The sequence below is a fragment of the Nonomuraea roseoviolacea subsp. carminata genome (genome assembly GCF_024172185.1).
Classification (GTDB): Bacteria; Actinomycetota; Actinomycetes; order Streptosporangiales; family Streptosporangiaceae; genus Nonomuraea; species Nonomuraea roseoviolacea.
Genome location: NZ_JAMZEC010000001.1, coordinates 4556800 through 4575751, shown reverse-complemented (window position 1 = coordinate 4575751; position 18952 = coordinate 4556800). Strand labels below are relative to the sequence as shown.

The window sequence follows — 18952 nt, the reverse complement described above, 5'->3', positions numbered from 1 at the left end:
CCCGGAATGAGCAGCGCGCTCCCGCACAGCAACAGGCGGCGGAACAACCCGCTCATACCGCCGCCCAGCACGCGCAGGGGCCGGCATCAACACCGCCTCCATCGCCACGTCACCGCCGTCAGCAACGGTCCTCATCTCCCGCCGCATCCCGACGTGCTCGTACCCGGTGAGCTCACCGACCAGTAACCCACCCGCCAAGATCACCGGCGCCACCAACGCCGCCCCCAACACCACGGGCCGTCGATGCACGTCCTGCCGCCGCCTTCTGGTCACCCGCCCGACGTTAGCCAGCCCCGCCCCCACCCGACCCGATCCCCGCCATCCCTTTACGCCCCCTCACACCACCCATGACCCCGCCACCCATCACACAGCCCGACTGGAAGCACTCCATGAGGACGACCACGCTGGATCGACACACGGCGGCCAGCAGCGGATCTCACATCGCATGCTCATCCCCCAAAGTCACCCGCCCCCAGGGCCCACACAGTGCCGGAGTTTCGCTAGGCTTACGGGAGTCCGCCTCCGTAGCTCAGGGGATAGAGCACCGCTCTCCTAAAGCGGGTGTCGCAGGTTCGAATCCTGCCGGGGGCACTCTTCTCCACCAGGCGTTCCGCCATTTGACCTGCGGTTTCTCAGCTACAGGTCTCTACTGTCTAGGCCTTCGGCATGCCACCCAGGGCACCCGTATGCAGGCGTAGGACCATGATCACGGGATATATGCGGGATGATCTAGGTGTCGCATCCCGTGGCCAGCCGCCAACCCTGACCCGTCCGTCCCTCCTCGACCACACTGCGGGCCACCCCGGCGGTTTCGACGATTCTCCACTGCGCGGCCGACTCCGCCTGCAGACTCGTCATCTGCTCGGACAGAGCTACCTCATGAGGATGGTCCCGTCAGCTTGACCACGAGTTCCCGCGGAGTGCCTGTCACTTCATAGGAGAGGCATGGCACTTCAGCGCCACCAGCCCCGCGTAGATTGCGAAACCGGCAGGCACCGACCTCATCGCGGCAGCGAGCAGCTTCTCAGCCGGGATTGGCCTACCGAAGCCGGCGCGAGATCAAGTTCCTGGTTCGCTCGGTCAGCTGGGTGGCGATGAAGGTATCCAGGCGTTCAGGGTCTGGTTCGACACGGCGGGCCTCCACCCGCTCATCCCAGGTTTCGTAGTCCGCAGGGTCGCCCGCCGTGATCAAGCCGATGCCGTGGGAACGCGCGACTTCAGCGATATCACTGACGACCTCTTCCATCGCCACAGCTTCGGCGGCAGGGATATGCCCCAAAACGTAGGAACGGGTGGCGGATCTGCGATGAGCCAGGGCCTCGAACACCGCTTGCACGTTCAATGCAGCGGCTAGCTTGATCTCGAAGGTAGCCAGCTCCAGGTGTTTGCCGGGCACGTAGGCAAAGGTCCGGACCTCCACGCTTACAATGTCCGGGCGGGACCAGGTACCACCCGTACTTCTACGACCCTGTAATGCGGTCACCTCCACTGCCAAGGGATCAGCACGATGATCTTTGGCCCAGTCGCCAGCGATCACCGCGCGCATCGGCTCATAGAGCGCAAGTTCGTTTTGGATGACCGCCTCGACTTCCCGAGCCGGATCGATCACCCCCACAGGTACGGACACCACATCGGCAGCCGGCCCTGCGTCTACAAAGCGGCGGATCGTGCCGCCCCTGCCCCTGCCCCGGATCACCATCCCGGCATCCGCTAACGCATCGCGTGCTGCCCAGTAACGATCGGTCTCCCACCCGAGGCGCTTTTGCACGGCCAGATTGCTGATCGCGGAACCGTCTTGAGGCACACATTCCAAGAGGGCCTGTTGGTCGGATGCTGGATCCATGGACACCATCATCCACTGCCCACATCAGATCGACAGGAGGGATCACCACGAAAGTTGGCGCTCGAGGCTCATTTGTCCTATCAGCGTCCGCCACCACGACGCGAACGCTTGCGGCACGCCTGTTCGCTATCGTCAGATACGTGATCAATGATGGCCGCCTACGCCTACGAGTCGTCACCTAATAGCCCTGGCACGGCACGCTCATCACCATCTCAGCGCTCCGCCGAGCACTTCCCGTACCAGCCCGACCAGTACCGTTCCAGCTCCGCCAGGGGCTGCGTAATCCGCCTGTGCATGGTTGATGCAGACATCGAGCGATGGATCCGGTTCAGCATCGAGGCAAGCCAGGCCGCGTATCAATGCCTCGAAGCCGTTTGGGACGGATGTGTCCGCGGCGAACCGTTGATGGCGCGATAGGTATCACCACTTAGCAAGTTCCTGTCAGTTTGACAAAAAGCTATGGTCCCTTCATGACCGACGATGGTTGGGAGCCGCCAAGCGTTCTGCTAGCGGTTGATTTGGTGATCTTGACTCTGCGCGACGCCCGCCTGCACGTCCTACTCGTCGAACGTGGCGTAGAGCCCTATCAGGGAGCGTTTGCCCTGCCGGGCGGCTTCCTGCACGACGAAGGTGAGGCCATCGAAGCGGCAGCACGCCGGGAGTTGGCAGAGGAAGCCGGCTTGTTCGACGTGCATCTGGAGGTGATCGGCGTGTACGGGGAGCCAGGGCGTGACCCCCGCGGGCGGGTGGTCTCGGTCTCTCACCTGGCTATCGCGCCCCGGTTACCGGACCCCATCGCCGGTACGGACGCGGTCAGTGCCTGTTGGACGCCGGTGGAGGACGTCCTGTCCATACCCGCGCACGTGAAGCTGGCATTTGATCACCGACGCATCCTTGCCGACGGTGTCGAGCGGGCCCGGACCAAGCTCGAACACACATCGCTCGCCACGGCCTTCTGTGGTGAGACGTTCACGATCTCCGAACTTCAGCAGGTATACGAGGCGGTGTGGGGAGTCGGACTCGATCCTCGCAACTTCTACCGCAAGGTCCAGAACGCCCGCGGCTTTATCGTTGCGGCCGGCCCCATGCGGCGTCCACAAAACGGCCGCCCCGCCCGCCTGTTCAAAGCTGGACCGATCCAGGCCTTGTACCCGCCCATGGTCCGGTCAGCTCAGATCGAACACACGGTTTCCGGCGGTCACGCTGTTGAGATCGCCCCCGAAGGAGGCGAGCGCACATGAACGAGCGCCCTGTTGTGATCCTCACGGCGTTAGATCTGGAGTATGAGGCCGTTCGCAGACATCTGACCGGCCTGCGAACGCATCACCACCGTGCCGGCACCTTGTTTGAGGTGGGCTACCTGGCAGACGGCGAGTGCCGAGTGGTCCTGGGACTGGTAGGCAAGGGCAACCACCCCGCCGCAGTGCTCGCCGAACGGGCGATCAGCGAGTTCGATCCCCTCGCATTGCTGTTCGTCGGGGTAGCTGGCCGCCTGTGGCCGCAGATCGGCCTTGGCGATGTGGTGGTCGCCACCCATGTCTACGCATACCACGGGGGCACAAGCGAGGACGAAGGTTTCAAGGCACGCCCCCGCGTCTGGGAGATCTCACACGAGGCTGCGCAGCGAGCGCATCATCTTGAACGCAGCGGCACCTGGACTCGACGCCTTCCCGAGGGTGCGGACATCCCGAAAGTGCGCTTTGGACCGATCGCAGCCGGCGAGGTCGTGCAGGACTCCGCTATCTCCCGACATGCCCAATGGGTTCGCCAAACCTACAACGACGCGCTGGCAATCGAGATGGAGGCCGCCGGTGTGGCCCAGGCTGCCCACTTCAACAGGTCACTGCCGATGATCGTGGTGCGTGGCGTCAGCGACCGGGCCGACGGCACCAAAGTCACCACCGATGGCGCGAACTGGCAACCGAGGGCGGTCATCAACGCCGCGGCCTTCGCCACTGCCCTCGCCGCTGAACTTGCCCAGCAGCCACATAGCAAGTCGCGTACTGCGTCATTGAGAAAGGCGGAAGACAGGCGCATGACGGAGACCGTGCGGAATATCGCCCGCGGCTACGCGCGGGTAGGCCTGCAAGCAGGGGCGATCTACGGCAATGTCTCGGTGGGACAGTCGCCCGAGCCCGCCGCCGACGCAACGACACTCCTCGCGGAGCTCCGCGACGAGCTGATGCGGGCACGGACGGCGGGGACCGTTGACGAGGACACCTTCGCCGCGGCCGCGAAGGAACTCAGCGTCGTCACCGAGTCCTTGTCGACGGACACCGAACAGGGCAAGAACCGCGCCATGATTGCGCTCAAAAAATTGCGGGGCCTGCTGATGGACCTGGCCGAGCTGGCCTCGATGGTGACATCGGTGATCACCGCCATCAGGGGCGGCTCATGAGCCATCCTGGTACCGGAAGAACCAATATCGCTGACGGATCTGCCACCGTCGGTATCCAGACCGAGACTGTGCATGGCGACGTCTACGTGTACCAGGTACCGATGGGCGCCTCGCCGGAGCAGCGGTTCGAGGTAGGGCTGCGCTGCCTGAGCGGCGGCATGTCAGGAAGGGCGAGGGAGCATATCGGCGAAGCCGTCATGGACGGATACGTCACCAGCCGTTCCTGCTTCTATTTTCTGCTCGCACTGTTGAGCGGACGGACGCTTCAGCAGGTCCCGAAGGAGGACCTTGCCCCTCTTGCCTTCGCCCAAAAGGCGGTCATCGACTGCATCGACGACGAGTGGACTCACGCGATCAGGGTAATCAACCGCCTCCTGGCCTCCCTCCAGGAGGGCGACGTCGATTACTCCGTCATCGAGAAACAACTCAGCGAGCTGAATGAAGACCGGCGCAACGAGATCGTCCGTCACCTCGAGATGTTCTTGCACGGCCCCATTCAAGACGCCATCTGGACGCGTGCTTTGGACAAAGCCAAGCAGGATCAATGCGATCGACAACGTCTGCAACGCGTCTGGAAGTTCTTCCAGCCAGAGCCGATCGGACCACGCGTACGGCAGCCGCGTCCGCCCGACACTACGATCGGCATCTGGATGTTGTCCGTAAGCACCACGGCCCTCACATTGGCGGCCGTAGGTCATATCAGCGTCCAAGCCTGGCAGCACTCGTGGCCGGCGGCTGCTCTAGCCCTGCTACTCGTCACAGGGGGCTTATACGGATGCGCGCGTGAGGGTGTGGAATGGCGTTTCCGGGTCGTACGCCTTCGCGCCAAGGACAACGAACAGGCCGTGAAGCAACCGGTGGGGAAGGGCTTCGCGAGCCGGATCGACCGAGAGTTCGCTGACTATTTCGCACGGTACGTGCCGCGCAACACGGATAGAGCCGCATGGCTGACGCTGACGGCTAGCATTCGTCAGGCCTTGCGGGATGAGGTCGTCGAGCTGTACCGCGAGAGCAGGATCGACGCCAAACGAGTCGCGTGGCTCATTCGATACCTCGTTAGCGACGTGAAGGATCGCTGGCAAAGGGGTCAGCTGTGGGAGCACCGCAACCGGCTCCGGGTACCCGCGTCCATGAAGGCGCGCGTGACCTTCGGCGCCATGGCCATCGGCGCCGGTGCGGCCTGGATGACCTGGGGCGGGCTGAACACCGCACCCTTCTCTGTCGTCGGCGCTGCACTCATTGCCGCGGCAGCAGGCTGGGTCGCCGTCGACGGCTGGTTGCGTATCCTCTTGGAATACAAGAGGTACGCCGCCGATCAGGAGGAAGCCGAACGGCTGTTGGAGAATCGCCAGGCGGCCTTCGATCGGTGGAGACGCAAGCTCTCCGACAAACCGGATGATCGGGAAATGGCGTACTGGCTGGACTGCGACCGCAAGGTGTTGACGGAGCAGGCGATGCGGCACTACAAACTTAAGCCACAGAACGTCATCGCCCACGCGTTTATCGAAGCACCCGCATCTCCCTACAAACGGGCACGCGTCCGAAACGGCCCCTGGCGTTATTCCAGATACACGCTCCTTGTCTTCCTGCTCACCGTGGACGGCGTCCGACAGATGACCATCGAGCTCGATTTCGAGAAAGCCACTTTCCACGATCGAAAAAGAATCAACTACCGCTACGACGCCGTAGCCGCGGTTCAGGCTGCAGAAGCCGATGACGGCCACAAAACATTCGAGCTGACCTTGGTTAACGGCCACCCAGTCACGGTTGAGGTGACCGGACCTCCGCCCAACCCCGAGGCAGGTGGAGGGGAAGATGCGCGCACCGTGGCCCAGGTGACACTCGACACTGCCGGACTTGAAAACACCCTGCATGTCCTCGAAGGCATCGCCGCCGAAGGCAAGAAATGGATTAGTCACAAACGAGAGCGCGAGCAAGATAAGCTGGCCGACCTCAGAACAACTCTACATGGGATGTTCGACTAAGCCAGCCCGTAAGTGGACCAAGCAATGGCGCGCTATCGCCGACGATGGCCTTCAGTCACGGAATCGTGACGTATGATGCCACTCGAAATAGTGTCGACTGTCCTCTGGCGCGATAGACGATCTTGAGAACCGTGGTCGAGTATACGGGGATTTACGCAGTTCGAGATGCGGAAGTCAGCCCTCCTAGGAGAGCGAGTGCTGCAAGTTCGCAGCCTGCGGGGACTGCCCTCCATCAGGCATTTCATCTCTGACCTGGCGTTTACCGACCGCAGGTCCTTCTTACATCGTGGGCCACTGCAGGCACCCGCGTACGGAGCATGGAGATGCTCACCGGAGATATGTAGTAAGAACCTGGCACGGGGGTCGCGCCCCGATTCAGAGGTCGCTGTATCACGGCCCGAGATGCGCACCCCTAGGGTGACCTCGTGCAGCGCCTCGCCCTCTTCGACCTCGACAGGACTCTCATTGACCTCGACGCCGCGTTCTTCCGCTGGGCCGAGGAGTTCGCCGAGCATCGGCGGTTGGGACCTGAGGGCGTGGCCTGGCTCCTCTCTCTGGATCGAGACGGATACCCGCATCGAGAGATCTTCTTCGGCAAGGTGCGCGAGCACTTCGCTCTGACGGAACCAGTCAATGAGCTGTGGTCGACCTACCGCCGGCGTATGCCGCACCTCGTACGCTGCTACCCAGGCGTTCTGGCAGGTCTTGCCGAGATGCGCGCCGAGGGGTGGCGAGTCGGCATCGTCACGAACGGCATGGCCGACAACCAACTTGGCAAGCTTCTGCGAACCGGCCTGGCCGACGCGGTTGACGGCTATGCGGTATCCGGAGTTGAGGGCATCCGCAAGCCACAACCCCACCTCTTCCACATAGCCGCCGAGCGGTGCGGAGCCAACCTCGCCGAGGGCGGCTGGATGGTCGGCGACAACCTCGCCTCAGACATCGAAGGCGCCCGAACGGTCGGTCTACATGCGATCTGGATCGACCGAGGAACGCATACAGCCGGCGAGCACCAGGCCGACCATGTGGTCACCGACGTCATCGAGGCAATCGCGATTCTGTGTGATACGCAGTAGTCGACGCAATCGTTGTCCCTTATGCCGCTTCTGTCGTTCCCCTCGACGCAAGCGAGGGCTCCGCTTATCGTCACATTGATCCAAGGGATAGCCGTCTTGAAGGTCCAGAGGAACCCGGACGATGGCGACACAGGAACAGATCCACGCCGCTCGGCGCACGATCGAGCGATTACGCGACCAGCACGCCAACGACGTGCGCAAGCTCATCGGCCTGCTCGAAAGTGGCGCCATGAAGGGCAAGGCCGCGGACAAGCTCATCGAGGACTGCCAAGGCTGGCAAGCGGCCTACAACAGCGTCTTCAACCGAGCGCTCGCCCTGATCGATGCCACTCCCGTCAACGCTGAGTCCGGCGCGCCCACCCCGGACCCGATCGCGGGGTTACGGCCACACACCCCGTGGATGCCCTCCTGATGAGCCCTCCCAACCAGATCGGCATCGACCCAACCCTCATGACCCAGCTGATCGGCGAGATCAAACGCCTGGAGTCCGCCTGGCCGGAAGTCGACGCACAGATCAACAGCGCGTTAAGGGCGATCGGCATGAGCATGTCCGGGCCCGGCTTGTTGAGGGACGTCGGCTTTCAAATCGCTGAGCGCATCCCCGACCTACAGCGCCGCCTCGACCTCATCATCGCAACCCAGAAGATCAGCCTCGACAAGGGCCTCATCTGGGCGAACGAGTCGCTGTGGGTCTCCCACACACCAGCCGGAGGCGCAGCGGCCGCAAAAACGGTGGCCGACGAGCTACGCCGCGCTCGGCAGAACTTCCCCTTCTTGCAGCGGCCTCTCAGTGACGAGACCCTCGACGCGCTGGAGAAGCATCGGCACGATCCCTACTTCGCCATCGCCTTCGCCAAGGAGATGGCGCCCAAAGAGCTCAAGGAACTCCTTGCAGAGCTCGATCACGCTCAAGCCTCCAACCTTGCAAGTAAGCAAGGGACAGGCGCCGCAGCGGATGTGGACCGGCTGATGGACACGCTTGGCTCCATCCTGGGAACGGCATCACGGGGCGTCGGCGACATGAAGTTACCCAAAGGGTACGTCGATCAGTTGATCGCCAATCAGGACGTAAGGCACAGTCGTGTAGTCAACGAGTTGTTGAGGCACGGCACTTTCGACGATGCGTTCCTCCTTGACGTCGCCAATAAGGTTTATGACAACGCACAGAGAGGCCACGCGGGCCAGGGCGACATTATCGCCTTCGGTTCCGGGCTGGCGGCCGCCCTAGCACACAATCCAAGGGCTGCGCAGGACTTCTTCCTCGATCCAGCACGAAAGCCGCTCGCCTTCCTGCTGCGACGCAACTGGGACGACAGCGGCCGAGAAATCGGGCGAGCGATCGAGGGGGCAGCAACAACATATCGAGATAACGGGCAACCTCCGGGAAACTCTCGAGGATACAAGTCCGCCCTCGTTGCCTCGTGGGCGGTCCACTTTTGGGCAGGCCAGAGCGCCCAGTGGAACACCCCCGCCGCGCGGCGAAGCGCCGCACATGTGCTTGCCTCCTATATCAGCGATGTCCATCGTGTCCCAGGGAGCAGCGCGAAAGAGACCATGGGCGTCACTCCCCTGGCAGACTCGGATCCCAATCTGCCAGGCAGCCAACCGTACGGCGCCCTGTTCGAAGCCGCCAGCGTTAAGAACATGATGACCTGGGCGCTCGCCGATCCCAAGGCGCTCAATACAGTTGTCAAGGCCCAGAGCCGGTACAGCCTTCTGGTCCTCAACGTCCAAGCCGCCCAGATCAAAGAGGCGAACGACCAAGCGCTCAAAATATGGATCCGAGAAAACCCAGACGCTACCAAGACCGAAATCGCCGAGCAGCGCCAGAAGATCATCGAAGACACGATGGTCGGCAGCGCTGCCGAAGAATTCAAGGCTAAGGTATTCGATCTAAGCAGATCGCTTTATCTCGTCGTCGATGCCGGAAATTTGGCAGACATAAAGGAGGCAGACAGAAAAGACGAGGCACACAAAGCGTTCAAGGACGCTTTGACGAGCACATTGAAGGTCGTACTAACTCCAGCGGGGGATGAAGTCGTCGGAGGGTATGAGTTCATCGAGAGCATTATGGGTGACGAGGTCAAATTCGAGGACGGGAAGAGGGCGCGAGAGAGGGCCGAGAGCACCCTTACCGAGAGCCAGAATCTCTTCAAGGACCTCACGGCGGGAGCGATGCTACGGCATGAACTGTTCGGAGACGCATCTTTCCCGGACAGCACACACCCGCATGCGTTCGTGAACTATGCCAAGGGATCGAAGGGGGATTTCCTGTTCGACAAGGGGCTACTCAAGCCCCGCAGCGCTATGGACGCCACGGAAGAGTATGCATACTTGGAATGGTTACAGCACTCCAAGGCATCACGCATTTTTCATGGAACGGACCAGGCTGTTAACAGCGGATTCACCCCGCAAGTCCCACCTCATCCCAAGGCTGATGAATGAGATCACGCTTGCTGACGTCCATCGCGCTGGCCGGGCTCCTGATCGCGGCTGGATGCTCGAGTCCTCCCCCGCCCGAGGATCGCCGGCCGCTGGGCAACATCACCGCGGAACCTCGGGAATGCGGCCTGATCTCTCATGATGTCATCACCCGGGCAACTGGACTGAGCGACTTCTACGCGGACGGAACAGAGTCCGCAGGCAACTTCACGTACTGCATGATTAAAAGATCCCCGAGTGCGTCCGAACCAGCCTGGATGCTGATCGAGCTGCGCGATCCGTCAACCGACACCATCCAAGGCCTTGAGGCGAGGAGAGTGAGCGATAAGGGCACCTCCCTGCCAAAAGAAATGGGGCCCGGATTCAGCGCGCCGATAACAGACAAGGACGGGCAATCTGTGGGAGCCTACGCCCTTGCTTGGACTCGTGACGGCGGCAAGCTGCTGTCTGTCCGGATCGCCCGAGGCGCTCCGGGCCGCGACAAGCGCGCCGATGCCATCGAGTTCGCCAGGCAGCTCAGGCCACTGTTGCTTTCCCCATCCCGCAGTTGAGCCCGGACACAGCCGGAACTGGTCCGTACCCATCCACAAATTGGGTCGGCCCCAGCCGAAGCCGGGGCCGCATCAATGCGCTAGAGGTTCAGTGCGCCGTTGATCTTGCTGTTGATGTGCTCTTGTTGGCCGTCCATGCACTTCGCGTAGACGCGCAGCAGGACGTCAACGCTGTGACCCGCCCGCTTGGCAACCTCGGGGGCAGGCACACCAGCGTTCAGCCAGAGCGAGACGGCGGCGTGGCGGAGGTCGTACGGACGAGCTGCCAGGGACGAGGCCACCTGCGCCGGGGTGAGGGCGAGCTTGCGAGCCTCCTGCCAGACATAGGAGTACGCCGAGCTGGAATAGGTCCCATCGGTGCCGGTGCGGAAGATCCTGCCGTCCTTAGCCGTCCCGTACTCGGCGATGTGCTCGCGCAGCATGGCGACCAGTACGGGCGGGATCGGGATCTCTCGCGTCTCCTTGTCCGCGCGGTGCTTCAGGCTGCGCGACTCGTGAGTCTCGCCGGAGTTGGTCCAGCGCCTCGTTGCCTGAGGTCGAGCCCTCTCCAGAACGATCAAACCCCATCCGGACTCCGGCAAGGTGCAGTTCTCCAACCGCAGATCCGCGGCCTCCTCCGGCCGGAGCGCCGCGTAGTAGATGCAAGCGAACAACGCCCTCAGCCGAGCACCGCGCTTACGGCCCACCTTGGGTACGGCCTCGAGTAGCTGCCGCGCCTGGGCGGGGTTGACCACCGTACGAGGATCGACGACCGTCACCGCCTTGGGCACAGTCCACTTGATCTGGTCCAGCGGGTTGCTGCTGAACACCTTTTGCTCCACTGCGTGCTCCAGGAGGTGATGGAGAATGGCGCGCTTGCGGCGCACCGTGTTCGCGCCCGCCGGCGCACCTTTGAAAGTGACCGAGATGGCATCGAGGGCCGTACGAAGAACATGCGCCTCGCCCAGAGCCGACAGCGGGAGGGATGCCCGCTCCAGCCAGTGCAGAGCCGCGGCTTGTGCCGTGGTCAGGCTGGCCCGCCGCTTCTCCGGGAGGAGTGCGTGGCTCCGAAGGACCTCCCGGAGCTCCTCGGTGGAGGGACGACGTGGCGCATCGGACACCAGGGCAGGGACGAGTGTCAGGAGCGCGTACGCGTCCGTCTCGCGGGTCCTGGCGGCTGAGGTGCTCCAGCGTCGAAGGACGTACGTTTGAGCGAACTCCAGGAACGACGGCCCTGAGGACTGCGGTGCCAGCATCGACACCGGCAGGCCGGTGACAACGTCGAACTCCTCCCCCGCCTTGGCCGCCTGCCGCAAGTCGGACATGAAGGCGTTGGCCAGGCCCTTGGTGCGGAAGCTCTTGGACTTCTCCTTGCCGGCCACCCGCCAGCGGGCGACGTAGGTCGGCGTGCCGCGGTTGGAGCGCTGCTGGATCTGGCTGAGCTTCACGTCGTAGGTGGTGTTCACGCGACCTCCCGGCGGGAGTCGAGCCAGGCCAGGAGATCGCTCCGCCAGACGCGCAGCTCGTCATTAGGGAGCCGGATGCACGCAGGGGCACGTCCGAGTTCGCGCCAGCGGTAGAAGGTGCGGCGCGAGACTCCGCCCAGTTCTTCGAGCACCTCGGGAACGGTCAGGAGCTTGTCCTGCCTACTCATCAGAACCACCGCCCGCGTACGACAGACTGGTGCCGGTGAGTGCGGCGGCGAGGAGTTGGTCGCCCAGGGAGAGGCCCTTGCCGGCGTACTGCCAGTGGGCGATGACCAGGACGGTGTCCTCGTCGAAGAGGGGCAAGCGGCCGGTGGTGATCTCCTCTGTTCGCTGGTGTTCCTCCCGGGCGGCGCGGAGGGCGCCGAGGGTGGTGGAGTAGCGGCGGCTCTTGGTGGAGAAGTGGCCGCGGAAGCCCAGCATGTGGGCCCACTGGGTGAGGCGAAGGTCGGCTAGGTCGTCGAGGGCACCCAGGCGGAGGCATTCGGCGATGAGGCGATGGGCGTGTTCGCGCAGCGGGTACAGGGCCAGCTCGTCGATGGTGTGGATGCGCCGATCGAGTGTGCCGACGCATTCAGCCGCCTTGGTGGCGTACTTGGCGATGTAGGCGGCGACCGCTTGTTCGGTGAGGTCGCCGTTCATGGTGATGGGGCGGACGTCGAGCTGGGTGCCCCAGCGGAAGATGCGGGCCAGTGGCTCGACCTCAACGGTGATTGCGCCGGCCGCATGCTGGACGGCTTGCTCCAAGGCGTCGGCGGTGGCCCACGCTGGAGGCGGCGAGGTAGGTCCGATGGGGCCGTCGAGGCGGATGACGGCGTGGAAGTGGACGACGCCGCGGCGCTGGTACTCGGCGACCTTGGCGAAGGAGATGGTGAGCTGTTCGCGCAACTCGCGCAGTGTGAGTCCGAAGAGGCGGGCAAAGCGTCGGCGGAGGGCTTCGGTGAAGCGGCGCCATAGCTCGGGAGCTACTGCGTTGAATAGCACCGAGCCTTCGTAGTCGTAGCAGTCCGGGCAGAGGGGCTCGCCGAGGTGCGGGTCATTGGCCGCGTGACGTGCCGTGCAGGACATGACGTGTCCGTGTGGGCAGGTCTTGCCGTCTCGGCGGGCGTGGCAGGGCAGGACCTTGCCGTTCTTCTCCCGTCGGACGTGCACCGTGCCGAACGACGGCGCGGTGAGTGTCACGAACAGCGCCGGGTGCGCGGCGACCGTCTCGGGGACGCCCTTGCCGCCGACCAGGCCCGCCCGGACGAGCTGGTAGGTGTCGGCGCGGTAGGTCTCGGCGCAGGCTGGGCAGCGGGAGGCGCGGCGGGTCTTGCACGGCACCCGCAGGACGCCGTCCGGTTCCTTGAGCGTGCTATAGCGGTGCAGGAGCCGGCCGGTTGCGCGGTCGTAGTGTTCGACCTTGCCGCGCAGGTGGATGGGCTGGCGGCAGCCGCCCGTGCGCTTGATCTGGTGGGCCCAGCGGTCGTAGTTCGGGTCGTGGAGCCGGGTGATCATCCCAGCGAGTGCGTGTGGGTGGGGCAAGATGGGTTCCGTCCTATCCAGTGTTCTGGGTGGATGGCCCCCGGCCTGGCGCGGATCTTGGCGGATGTGTGGCCAGGCGGGGGGCGCTACGGCTATGCGCTGTGGTTGTCGATGCCGGTGCCGGTGCAGTCGCGGCAGGTGTCGCGGTCGTCGTCCAAACCGGTGCCGTTGCAGGTGCAGCAGCGGTAGTGGATGACCGTGACGTCGCTGGTCATCGGCTGTGGTCCGTCTCGCGCGGGACAATGCTGACGTAGATGTGGTACTGGCGCGGGCGGTGCCGGTTCGGGTAGGCGCGAGATACCGAGGTGACGGTGAAGATCTCGCGGAGCCGGAACATGCTGTAGGAGATCTCGGGGCGGGTGCCGTCGAGGCGAATCTTCATGGCTGTGATCCCTTCAGGCCGTGGGGCCGGGGTCGGTGTCGGTGGAGTCGTAGACGGTCCGGTAAGCGGCTTCGGCGGCTGCATGACGGGCGCGGGAGTCGGCGAGGATGGGCGGTGGCCTGGTACTCGACGGCGCCGAGCCGGATGAAGGTCGAGTAGTGGCCGTTGCGCTCTTCGGTCGTGGTGCCGAGCAGCGCCGCGATGTGGTCGATCTCGGCCCGCATCTCGTCGTCGGACGCTCTCTGGGCCAAGTGGTAGACGTCGACCCGGTGAGGTGCCGGGATGTCGGGGCGGTCGTGGATGAGTTGGGCGAGGGCGCGAAGGCCGGCTACGAGCGCCAGTCGCGCCTGTGGGTCGGGCATCGGCTGCTGTCCTTTCACGGGGTTGGTGCGGGGTGGATGGTGCGGAGCAGATCGGCGGCGAGTTGGTTGGAGACGCCCAGGCGGGCGCGGAGCAGGTCGCGGGTGATGGGTCTGCCGTGCTTGGCGGTGTGCTCGTCGGCCACCCGCCGGGCGTAGTCGACGAGGGCCGGGTCGGGTGCGGGCCCGTCGTCCTGGCCGTCCTCGCCGGCGGGGACGAGAGCGCGACGGTCTGGGACCGCTGAGGACGTCTCGGGGACGGCCGGGGACGCCGAGCCTGTGACCGGAGACGTCTGCGGGGCGTCCTGCGGACGCGAAGCGCAAGCCCGTCGTTCGAGCATCGAGACGGCGACGAGAAACGCCCCCGCGGGTGTCGCGGCGGTGATCCAGCCCCAGGCGGTCGGTTCGGCTTGGGCCAGGTTGGCGGCCAGGGACAGGACAATTCCGCCGGTCAGGACGAGGACGGGCCAGGAGATCGGGCCGCGCCGTTCACGGCCGGTCTTCTTGTCGCGTTGGCGTTCGCGGGCGGCCATGACGCAGGTGAGGTCGATGCAGACGGCGATGGCCCAGGACATCCAGCCGGTCTGGCCGTGTTCGCTGGCGGTGTCGCGGATGTGGGCGAACGAGCCCGCGCCCGCGATGAGGGCCAGGACGAGGACGGGGCCGGTGTCCACGAGCCATGCGGCGAGGTGTCGCATCGGTGTCCTCCCTTCGTTGGTGCGGTCAGGCGGCGGGTATCTCGTGCGGTTGGGCGGCCATGACCTCGTCCCAGGCCGGGGCGAGGTGGGCGTGAGTGCGGGCGGCGTGTTCGGCGGCCTGCTCGGTGACGTAGAAGGAGCGGGCGCGGTACCACTGGCCGTCCTGGCCGGCGACGATGGCGACGCCGGGTGTCTCGGCCGGGATGGCGCGGGCGGACACGAGGGCGGCCGGGTCGAGGTCTCCGAGCGTCATGGTGGCGGTCTCCGGGTCGTTGACCCGGTGGCAGATCCGTCCCGAGCACTGGGCCCGGAGGGCGGTGACGCCGGGCCCGAGGTCGGAGCCGATGCGCTGGCCGCAGCAGAAGAGGTAGATGCCGAACGCCCGCCCGAGCTGAGCCACCCGTAGCAGCGCGGTGGAGGCTTTGGCGATCTCGTCTTTCTCACTCTTGTCGGCCATGAGGTACAGCTCGGCCAGTTCGTCGACCAGGACGACGATCGGGACGGGCCGTACGGCGGGTGGGAGTTGCCAGATGTTGCGAGCTCCGGCCATCCGGCACACGCCCATCCGGTCGGCCATGAGTGTGACCAGGTCGTCGAGCAGGGTCCCGCATTCGGTCCTGGTGGTGGCCAGCGCGGACAGGCGCGGCGCGTACGGGGTGAATTCCACCCCTCCTTTGAGGTCGAACCCGACCAGCGCCACGGGTTGCGGGGCCAGGCCGACGATGAGCGCGTTGGCCAGGTTGGACTTGCCCGACTGGGTCGCTCCGGCGTTGATCCAGTGCGGGACGGTCGTGAAGTCGACCACCCACGGCCTGCCGGTCTCCAGCTTGCCCACAGTGACCTTGAGGAGTTCGGTCGAGGCCGGCAAGTCGGCAACCTTGACCAGCGGGTCGCGCATCGTGGTGGCGAGGACGACCCGGCCGGGGCGGGGCGAGGAGACGCGGACGGCGTGCACGCCCCAGGAGTGTGCGAGCCGTTCGGCCACCTCGGCGTAGTCGGCCGGGATCTGTCCTTCGAGGGTGTGGATGGTGACGCGCCAGCCGTGTCGGGTCGGCATCGGCAGCCACATGAACGGCTTGGTGTCCACGGCGATGCGCTGGAACTTGCGCTTGACGCGGACGACGCCGGTCGAGGCGACCAGGCCCGGGACGGTGGTGAACCAGAAGCGCTGCCGCTTCTTGGTGAGCCCGCAGCCGAGGGCGACCTTGCGCCAGGTGGCCCACACGCTGATCGCGACCAGCGGGTAGCCGAGGGCGAGCCAGAAGGAGCGGTAGTGCCAGTGGTGCCAGGCCCAGAGCCCGACCGCGATGGCGGCCGAGACTCCGAGCAGGGTGAGCAGGTCAGACACCGGCGGCCTCCCGTAGCGGGAGCAGCGCGGAGGCGCGGTAGCTGATCCCCCAGCGGCCGGCGATCTCCCAGACGTAGCCGACCAGGCCGACGGCGTTGACCGGGTCGCCGGCGGTGATGGGCGGCTCTCCAGTGATGCCGATCTTGACGAGTTCAATCCGGCCGAACTCGTCCTCGACCGAGACGGTGACCTCGTAGACGGTGTTGCCGTTCTTGTCGGTCTTGATCTCGCCGGTGTCCTTGTTGAGCACGCGAGGCCGCGGGGCCTTCACGCAGGTGATCGTGAGCTTGCTGGTGTCCACAGGGATGGGGACGGTGCGCATGGCGGATTCCTTCGTTCGATCGGAGTGAACCTCTTGGCATACATAGAACGCTTGGAATTCTAAGTTGTCAAGGGATTCCACGAAGACTTGGTTGGCATGTCGGATGGGGTGTGCTGAACTGGAGGCAGACAACCTCGCGAAGGGCACGGGATGGTCGAGAAGACGGGTCGCCCCGGCTACCTCCAGATAGCCGACGACCTGCGCAGGCAGATCAGGACGGGATCACTCGCTCCTGGCGCGGCGCTGCCGTCGACCGCTCAGCTCTGCCAGCGCTACGACGTGTCCGCGAGCGTGGTCAAGGCGGCCATCAGCGTCCTCCGTACCGAGAACCTGGTCGTCGGCCAGCAGGGCAAGGGCGTGTTCGTCCGCGAGGGCGCCGCCGAGGCCAGCGTCGAGGCCGGCGCCGAGGGGGCGGTCTCGACGGACGTCATGGACCAGCTCTCTCAGATGCGCCAGACCCTTGCCGATCTCGGCGGGCGGATCGCCGATCTGGAAAAGGCCGTGTTCCAAGAGCGGAAGCGATCTCGCTGACCCGGCAGGCCAACTCCTCCATCTCGGCCTGAATAGCGCGAAGCTCGTCCAATAGCCGCTTGTTTGCGGTCATTCCGGCACCCCTTTCTGGTCGGTCTCTATCCCGGCGGGGATGCCGTTAGTTCATCGCGTATTCGCGCTGTTCGGTATCACGGAGCGTTAGCTAAGCTTCTTCATTGCTGCCTGCACGGCGGTTACACACGCGCTTTCACATGCCCGCTTCTCAAAGTGCGCAAAAGGATGCGATGAAGACAATCCAGCGCCCGGGATGGCGCCCCCTACTGCTGCGCCAGCACCGCGAAGCGCACGGCCTCACCCTCGAAGCAGCAGGCGACCAGCTCCGACAGGTCGCCCACCGACACGGCCTCGTCGCACCAGCCGCCAATTTCCAGACACTATGGGCACACGAGCAGGGATCGGTATATCCCGGACCACACTACCGCCGCGCGTATTGCCTCCTCTATCAGGCAACTGAGCCCAAGCTAGGTTTCCGCCTACCACTACCCGGCGAAATAACCGAAGTGGAAAATTCCATCTCGGATTTGCCCGCCCCCACCGACCCCGCAGCGGACAACGCCGCCGCCCAGGTCATCGAACAGACCCTCATCAAAGTCTCGGGCAGCCCTTCCAACGCCGAGCAGAACGCACTCCTCAACCGCGTGGTCGACGCCTGGCGCCGCCGGCACGGCAAAGGCAGCCCGAAGCCGATTCTCACCCTCGTCGGCGGCTACGCCGGATCCGGCAAGACCGAGTTCTCCCGGTTCCTGTCCGACATCACCGGCTGGGCCTTCCTCGACAAGGACTCCCTCACCCGCGCCATGGTCGAACGCCTGCTCGTCTCCCTCGGTGGCGACCCGCACGACCGTCACACCGAGCTGTACCTGCGCGAGGTCCGGCCACTGGAGTACCGCTGCCTGATGGAGACCGCGTTCGACAACCTCAACGTCGGCACCTCGGCCATCCTGTCGGCCCCGTTCATCGCCGAGCTGGCCGATCCCGACTGGGTGTCCCGCCTGACGAACCGCTGCGCCGCCAAGGGCATCGATGTCGCCGTGGTGTGGGTGCGCTGCGACGTCGAGTCCATGCGCGAGTACATCGAGTTCCGCGGCGCCGCCCGCGATTGCTGGAAGCTCGACAACTGGGACACCTACATCAGCGGCCTCAACACCGAGACCTGCCCGCCCACCGCACACATCACCGTGGACAACCGTCTCGGCGCCGCGATCAGCCTGGCGGACCAGACCCGCGAGACCCTCAAACGGATCCTGTTGTGAAGGGCATCGTCTTGTACGGCCCGCCGGCCAGCGGCAAGAGCACCACCACCACCGCCCTGACGGCTCGTGACCCAAGGTTCGTCCTGTTTCGCAAGCTCAAGGCCGGTAGCAGACGCGGCACCGAATACGACTTCGTCACCTCCAAACACCTCGCCCGGTTGCGAGCCGCCGGACGGCTGCTCGCGGAGACCCACCGCTACGGCAACGTCTACGCCATCGACCGCGACCAGATCGAGCAGCTGGCTCAGACCGGACGAGTGCCGGTCGTTCACATGGGCAACATCCCTGACGTCCTGCGCCTGGCCGAAGCCGGCGCTTGGCTGCTCGTCCTGCTGTGGGTACCTCGCGATGTCTGTGAGCGGCGATCCCGGCAACGAGGTGACGGCGACACCGCCGGACGTCTGAGCGCATGGGACGAGACCCTGCTCGACCTGCAAGCCCACGACACCGGCCTCTTCTCGCTGCGGATACGCACCGACCAGGTGGCACCCGAGGAAGCGGCACGACAGATAGCCGAGGCCATTCTCCACTAGGAGGCGCCGCTCCTCGGTCACCGCGCCTGACCGCTCAAGATCCGATGCCATAGGTCCTTCGCCGCGCATTCCCGCATCCAGCTTGTCTCGACGACATCAACCGGGGACCCCGCCAGCATCCGCCGGACAAACCACAACCCGCCCGCCGTACACAGTTCGAAGTGCGGACGCTGGCACCAGCAGGTGTGTTCACGCACGCGCAACCGCTCGGCGCGCGGCACGC

At 64.9% G+C, this 18952-nt stretch carries 19 protein-coding genes and 1 tRNA gene; 11 read left to right on the top strand and 9 right to left on the bottom strand.

The annotated features are described in order from the left end of the window. Positions 1–518: 518 nt before the first annotated feature. Positions 519–591 (top strand) — tRNA-Arg (locus tag HD595_RS21360). Between the two features lie 448 nt (positions 592–1039). Here HD595_RS21360 and HD595_RS21355 read toward each other — a convergent pair. Next, positions 1040–1843 (bottom strand): hypothetical protein, encoded by an 804-nt coding sequence (locus HD595_RS21355; protein WP_253771653.1) that lies wholly within the window; start codon positions 1841–1843, stop codon positions 1040–1042. 470 nt (positions 1844–2313) lie between these two features. On the opposite strand from HD595_RS21355, the gene HD595_RS21350 reads away from it, so the two are divergent. The 7 genes from HD595_RS21350 to HD595_RS21320 all read left to right on the top strand — a co-directional run bounded on the left by HD595_RS21350 (position 2314) and on the right by HD595_RS21320 (position 10295). Further along, on the top strand, positions 2314–3084 hold the full coding sequence (locus tag HD595_RS21350; protein ID WP_253771651.1) for an NUDIX hydrolase: 771 nt from the start codon (positions 2314–2316) through the stop codon (positions 3082–3084). Continuing rightward, complete coding sequence (locus HD595_RS21345) at positions 3081–4241, top strand: 5'-methylthioadenosine/S-adenosylhomocysteine nucleosidase family protein (RefSeq protein WP_253771649.1); 1161 nt, start codon at positions 3081–3083, stop codon at positions 4239–4241. The genes HD595_RS21350 and HD595_RS21345 overlap by 4 nt, the downstream gene beginning before the upstream one ends. Then, positions 4238–6226 (top strand): hypothetical protein, encoded by a 1989-nt coding sequence (locus HD595_RS21340; protein ID WP_253771648.1) that lies wholly within the window; start codon positions 4238–4240, stop codon positions 6224–6226. The genes HD595_RS21345 and HD595_RS21340 overlap by 4 nt, the downstream gene beginning before the upstream one ends. A 425-nt stretch (positions 6227–6651) precedes the next feature. Beyond that, complete coding sequence (locus tag HD595_RS21335; RefSeq protein WP_253771646.1) at positions 6652–7302, top strand: HAD family hydrolase; 651 nt, start codon at positions 6652–6654, stop codon at positions 7300–7302. Positions 7303–7423: 121 nt separating this feature from the next. Continuing rightward, positions 7424–7714 carry a hypothetical protein gene (locus tag HD595_RS21330; protein WP_253771644.1) on the top strand — a complete coding sequence of 97 codons (291 nt, stop codon included), beginning with the start codon at positions 7424–7426 and terminating at the stop codon, positions 7712–7714. Beyond that, positions 7714–9747, top strand: coding sequence for a hypothetical protein (locus tag HD595_RS21325; RefSeq protein ID WP_253771642.1), 2034 nt, complete (start codon positions 7714–7716; stop codon positions 9745–9747). Before HD595_RS21330 ends, HD595_RS21325 begins: the two co-directional genes overlap by 1 nt. Before the next feature lie 8 nt (positions 9748–9755). Continuing rightward, entirely contained in the window at positions 9756–10295 is a 540-nt protein-coding gene (locus tag HD595_RS21320) for a hypothetical protein (RefSeq protein WP_253771640.1), read from the top strand. An 80-nt stretch (positions 10296–10375) separates the two neighbouring features. On the opposite strand, the gene HD595_RS21315 is transcribed toward HD595_RS21320, so the two are convergent. The 8 genes from HD595_RS21315 to HD595_RS21285 all read right to left on the bottom strand — a co-directional run bounded on the left by HD595_RS21315 (position 10376) and on the right by HD595_RS21285 (position 16391). Further along, positions 10376–11740, bottom strand: coding sequence for a tyrosine-type recombinase/integrase (locus HD595_RS21315; protein WP_253771638.1), 1365 nt, complete (start codon positions 11738–11740; stop codon positions 10376–10378). Further along, on the bottom strand, positions 11737–11928 hold the full coding sequence (locus tag HD595_RS21310; protein WP_253771635.1) for a helix-turn-helix transcriptional regulator: 192 nt from the start codon (positions 11926–11928) through the stop codon (positions 11737–11739). Before HD595_RS21310 ends, HD595_RS21315 begins: the two co-directional genes overlap by 4 nt. Further along, the gene (locus HD595_RS21305) at positions 11921–13255 is read right to left on the bottom strand and encodes a replication initiator (protein WP_253771633.1); all 1335 of its coding nucleotides are present in this window, start codon (positions 13253–13255) and stop codon (positions 11921–11923) included. Before HD595_RS21305 ends, HD595_RS21310 begins: the two co-directional genes overlap by 8 nt. A gap of 119 nt (positions 13256–13374) precedes the next feature. Next, positions 13375–13497 (bottom strand): hypothetical protein, encoded by a 123-nt coding sequence (locus HD595_RS45955; protein ID WP_301309551.1) that lies wholly within the window; start codon positions 13495–13497, stop codon positions 13375–13377. Then, positions 13494–13664: a hypothetical protein gene (locus tag HD595_RS21300; protein WP_253771632.1), complete on the bottom strand. Its 171-nt coding sequence runs from the start codon at positions 13662–13664 to the stop codon at positions 13494–13496. Before HD595_RS21300 ends, HD595_RS45955 begins: the two co-directional genes overlap by 4 nt. A gap of 376 nt (positions 13665–14040) precedes the next feature. Next, positions 14041–14721, bottom strand: coding sequence for a DUF2637 domain-containing protein (locus HD595_RS21295; RefSeq protein ID WP_253771630.1), 681 nt, complete (start codon positions 14719–14721; stop codon positions 14041–14043). 25 nt (positions 14722–14746) lie between these two features. Beyond that, positions 14747–16069, bottom strand: coding sequence for an FtsK/SpoIIIE domain-containing protein (locus tag HD595_RS21290; RefSeq protein WP_253771628.1), 1323 nt, complete (start codon positions 16067–16069; stop codon positions 14747–14749). Continuing rightward, a complete protein-coding gene (locus HD595_RS21285) occupies positions 16062–16391 on the bottom strand; it encodes an SCO3933 family regulatory protein (protein WP_253771626.1) in 330 nt (109 codons plus the stop codon). The genes HD595_RS21290 and HD595_RS21285 overlap by 8 nt, the downstream gene beginning before the upstream one ends. A 150-nt stretch (positions 16392–16541) precedes the next feature. On the opposite strand from HD595_RS21285, the gene HD595_RS21280 reads away from it, so the two are divergent. From HD595_RS21280 to HD595_RS21270, 3 genes are all read left to right on the top strand, one after another. Beyond that, positions 16542–16922, top strand: coding sequence for a GntR family transcriptional regulator (locus HD595_RS21280; RefSeq protein ID WP_253771624.1), 381 nt, complete (start codon positions 16542–16544; stop codon positions 16920–16922). Between the two features lie 245 nt (positions 16923–17167). Further along, positions 17168–18196 carry a P-loop nucleotide/nucleoside kinase family protein gene (locus HD595_RS21275; protein ID WP_253771622.1) on the top strand — a complete coding sequence of 343 codons (1029 nt, stop codon included), beginning with the start codon at positions 17168–17170 and terminating at the stop codon, positions 18194–18196. Then, complete coding sequence (locus tag HD595_RS21270) at positions 18193–18729, top strand: guanylate kinase (protein WP_253771620.1); 537 nt, start codon at positions 18193–18195, stop codon at positions 18727–18729. Before HD595_RS21275 ends, HD595_RS21270 begins: the two co-directional genes overlap by 4 nt. Positions 18730–18952: the final 223 nt, after the last annotated feature.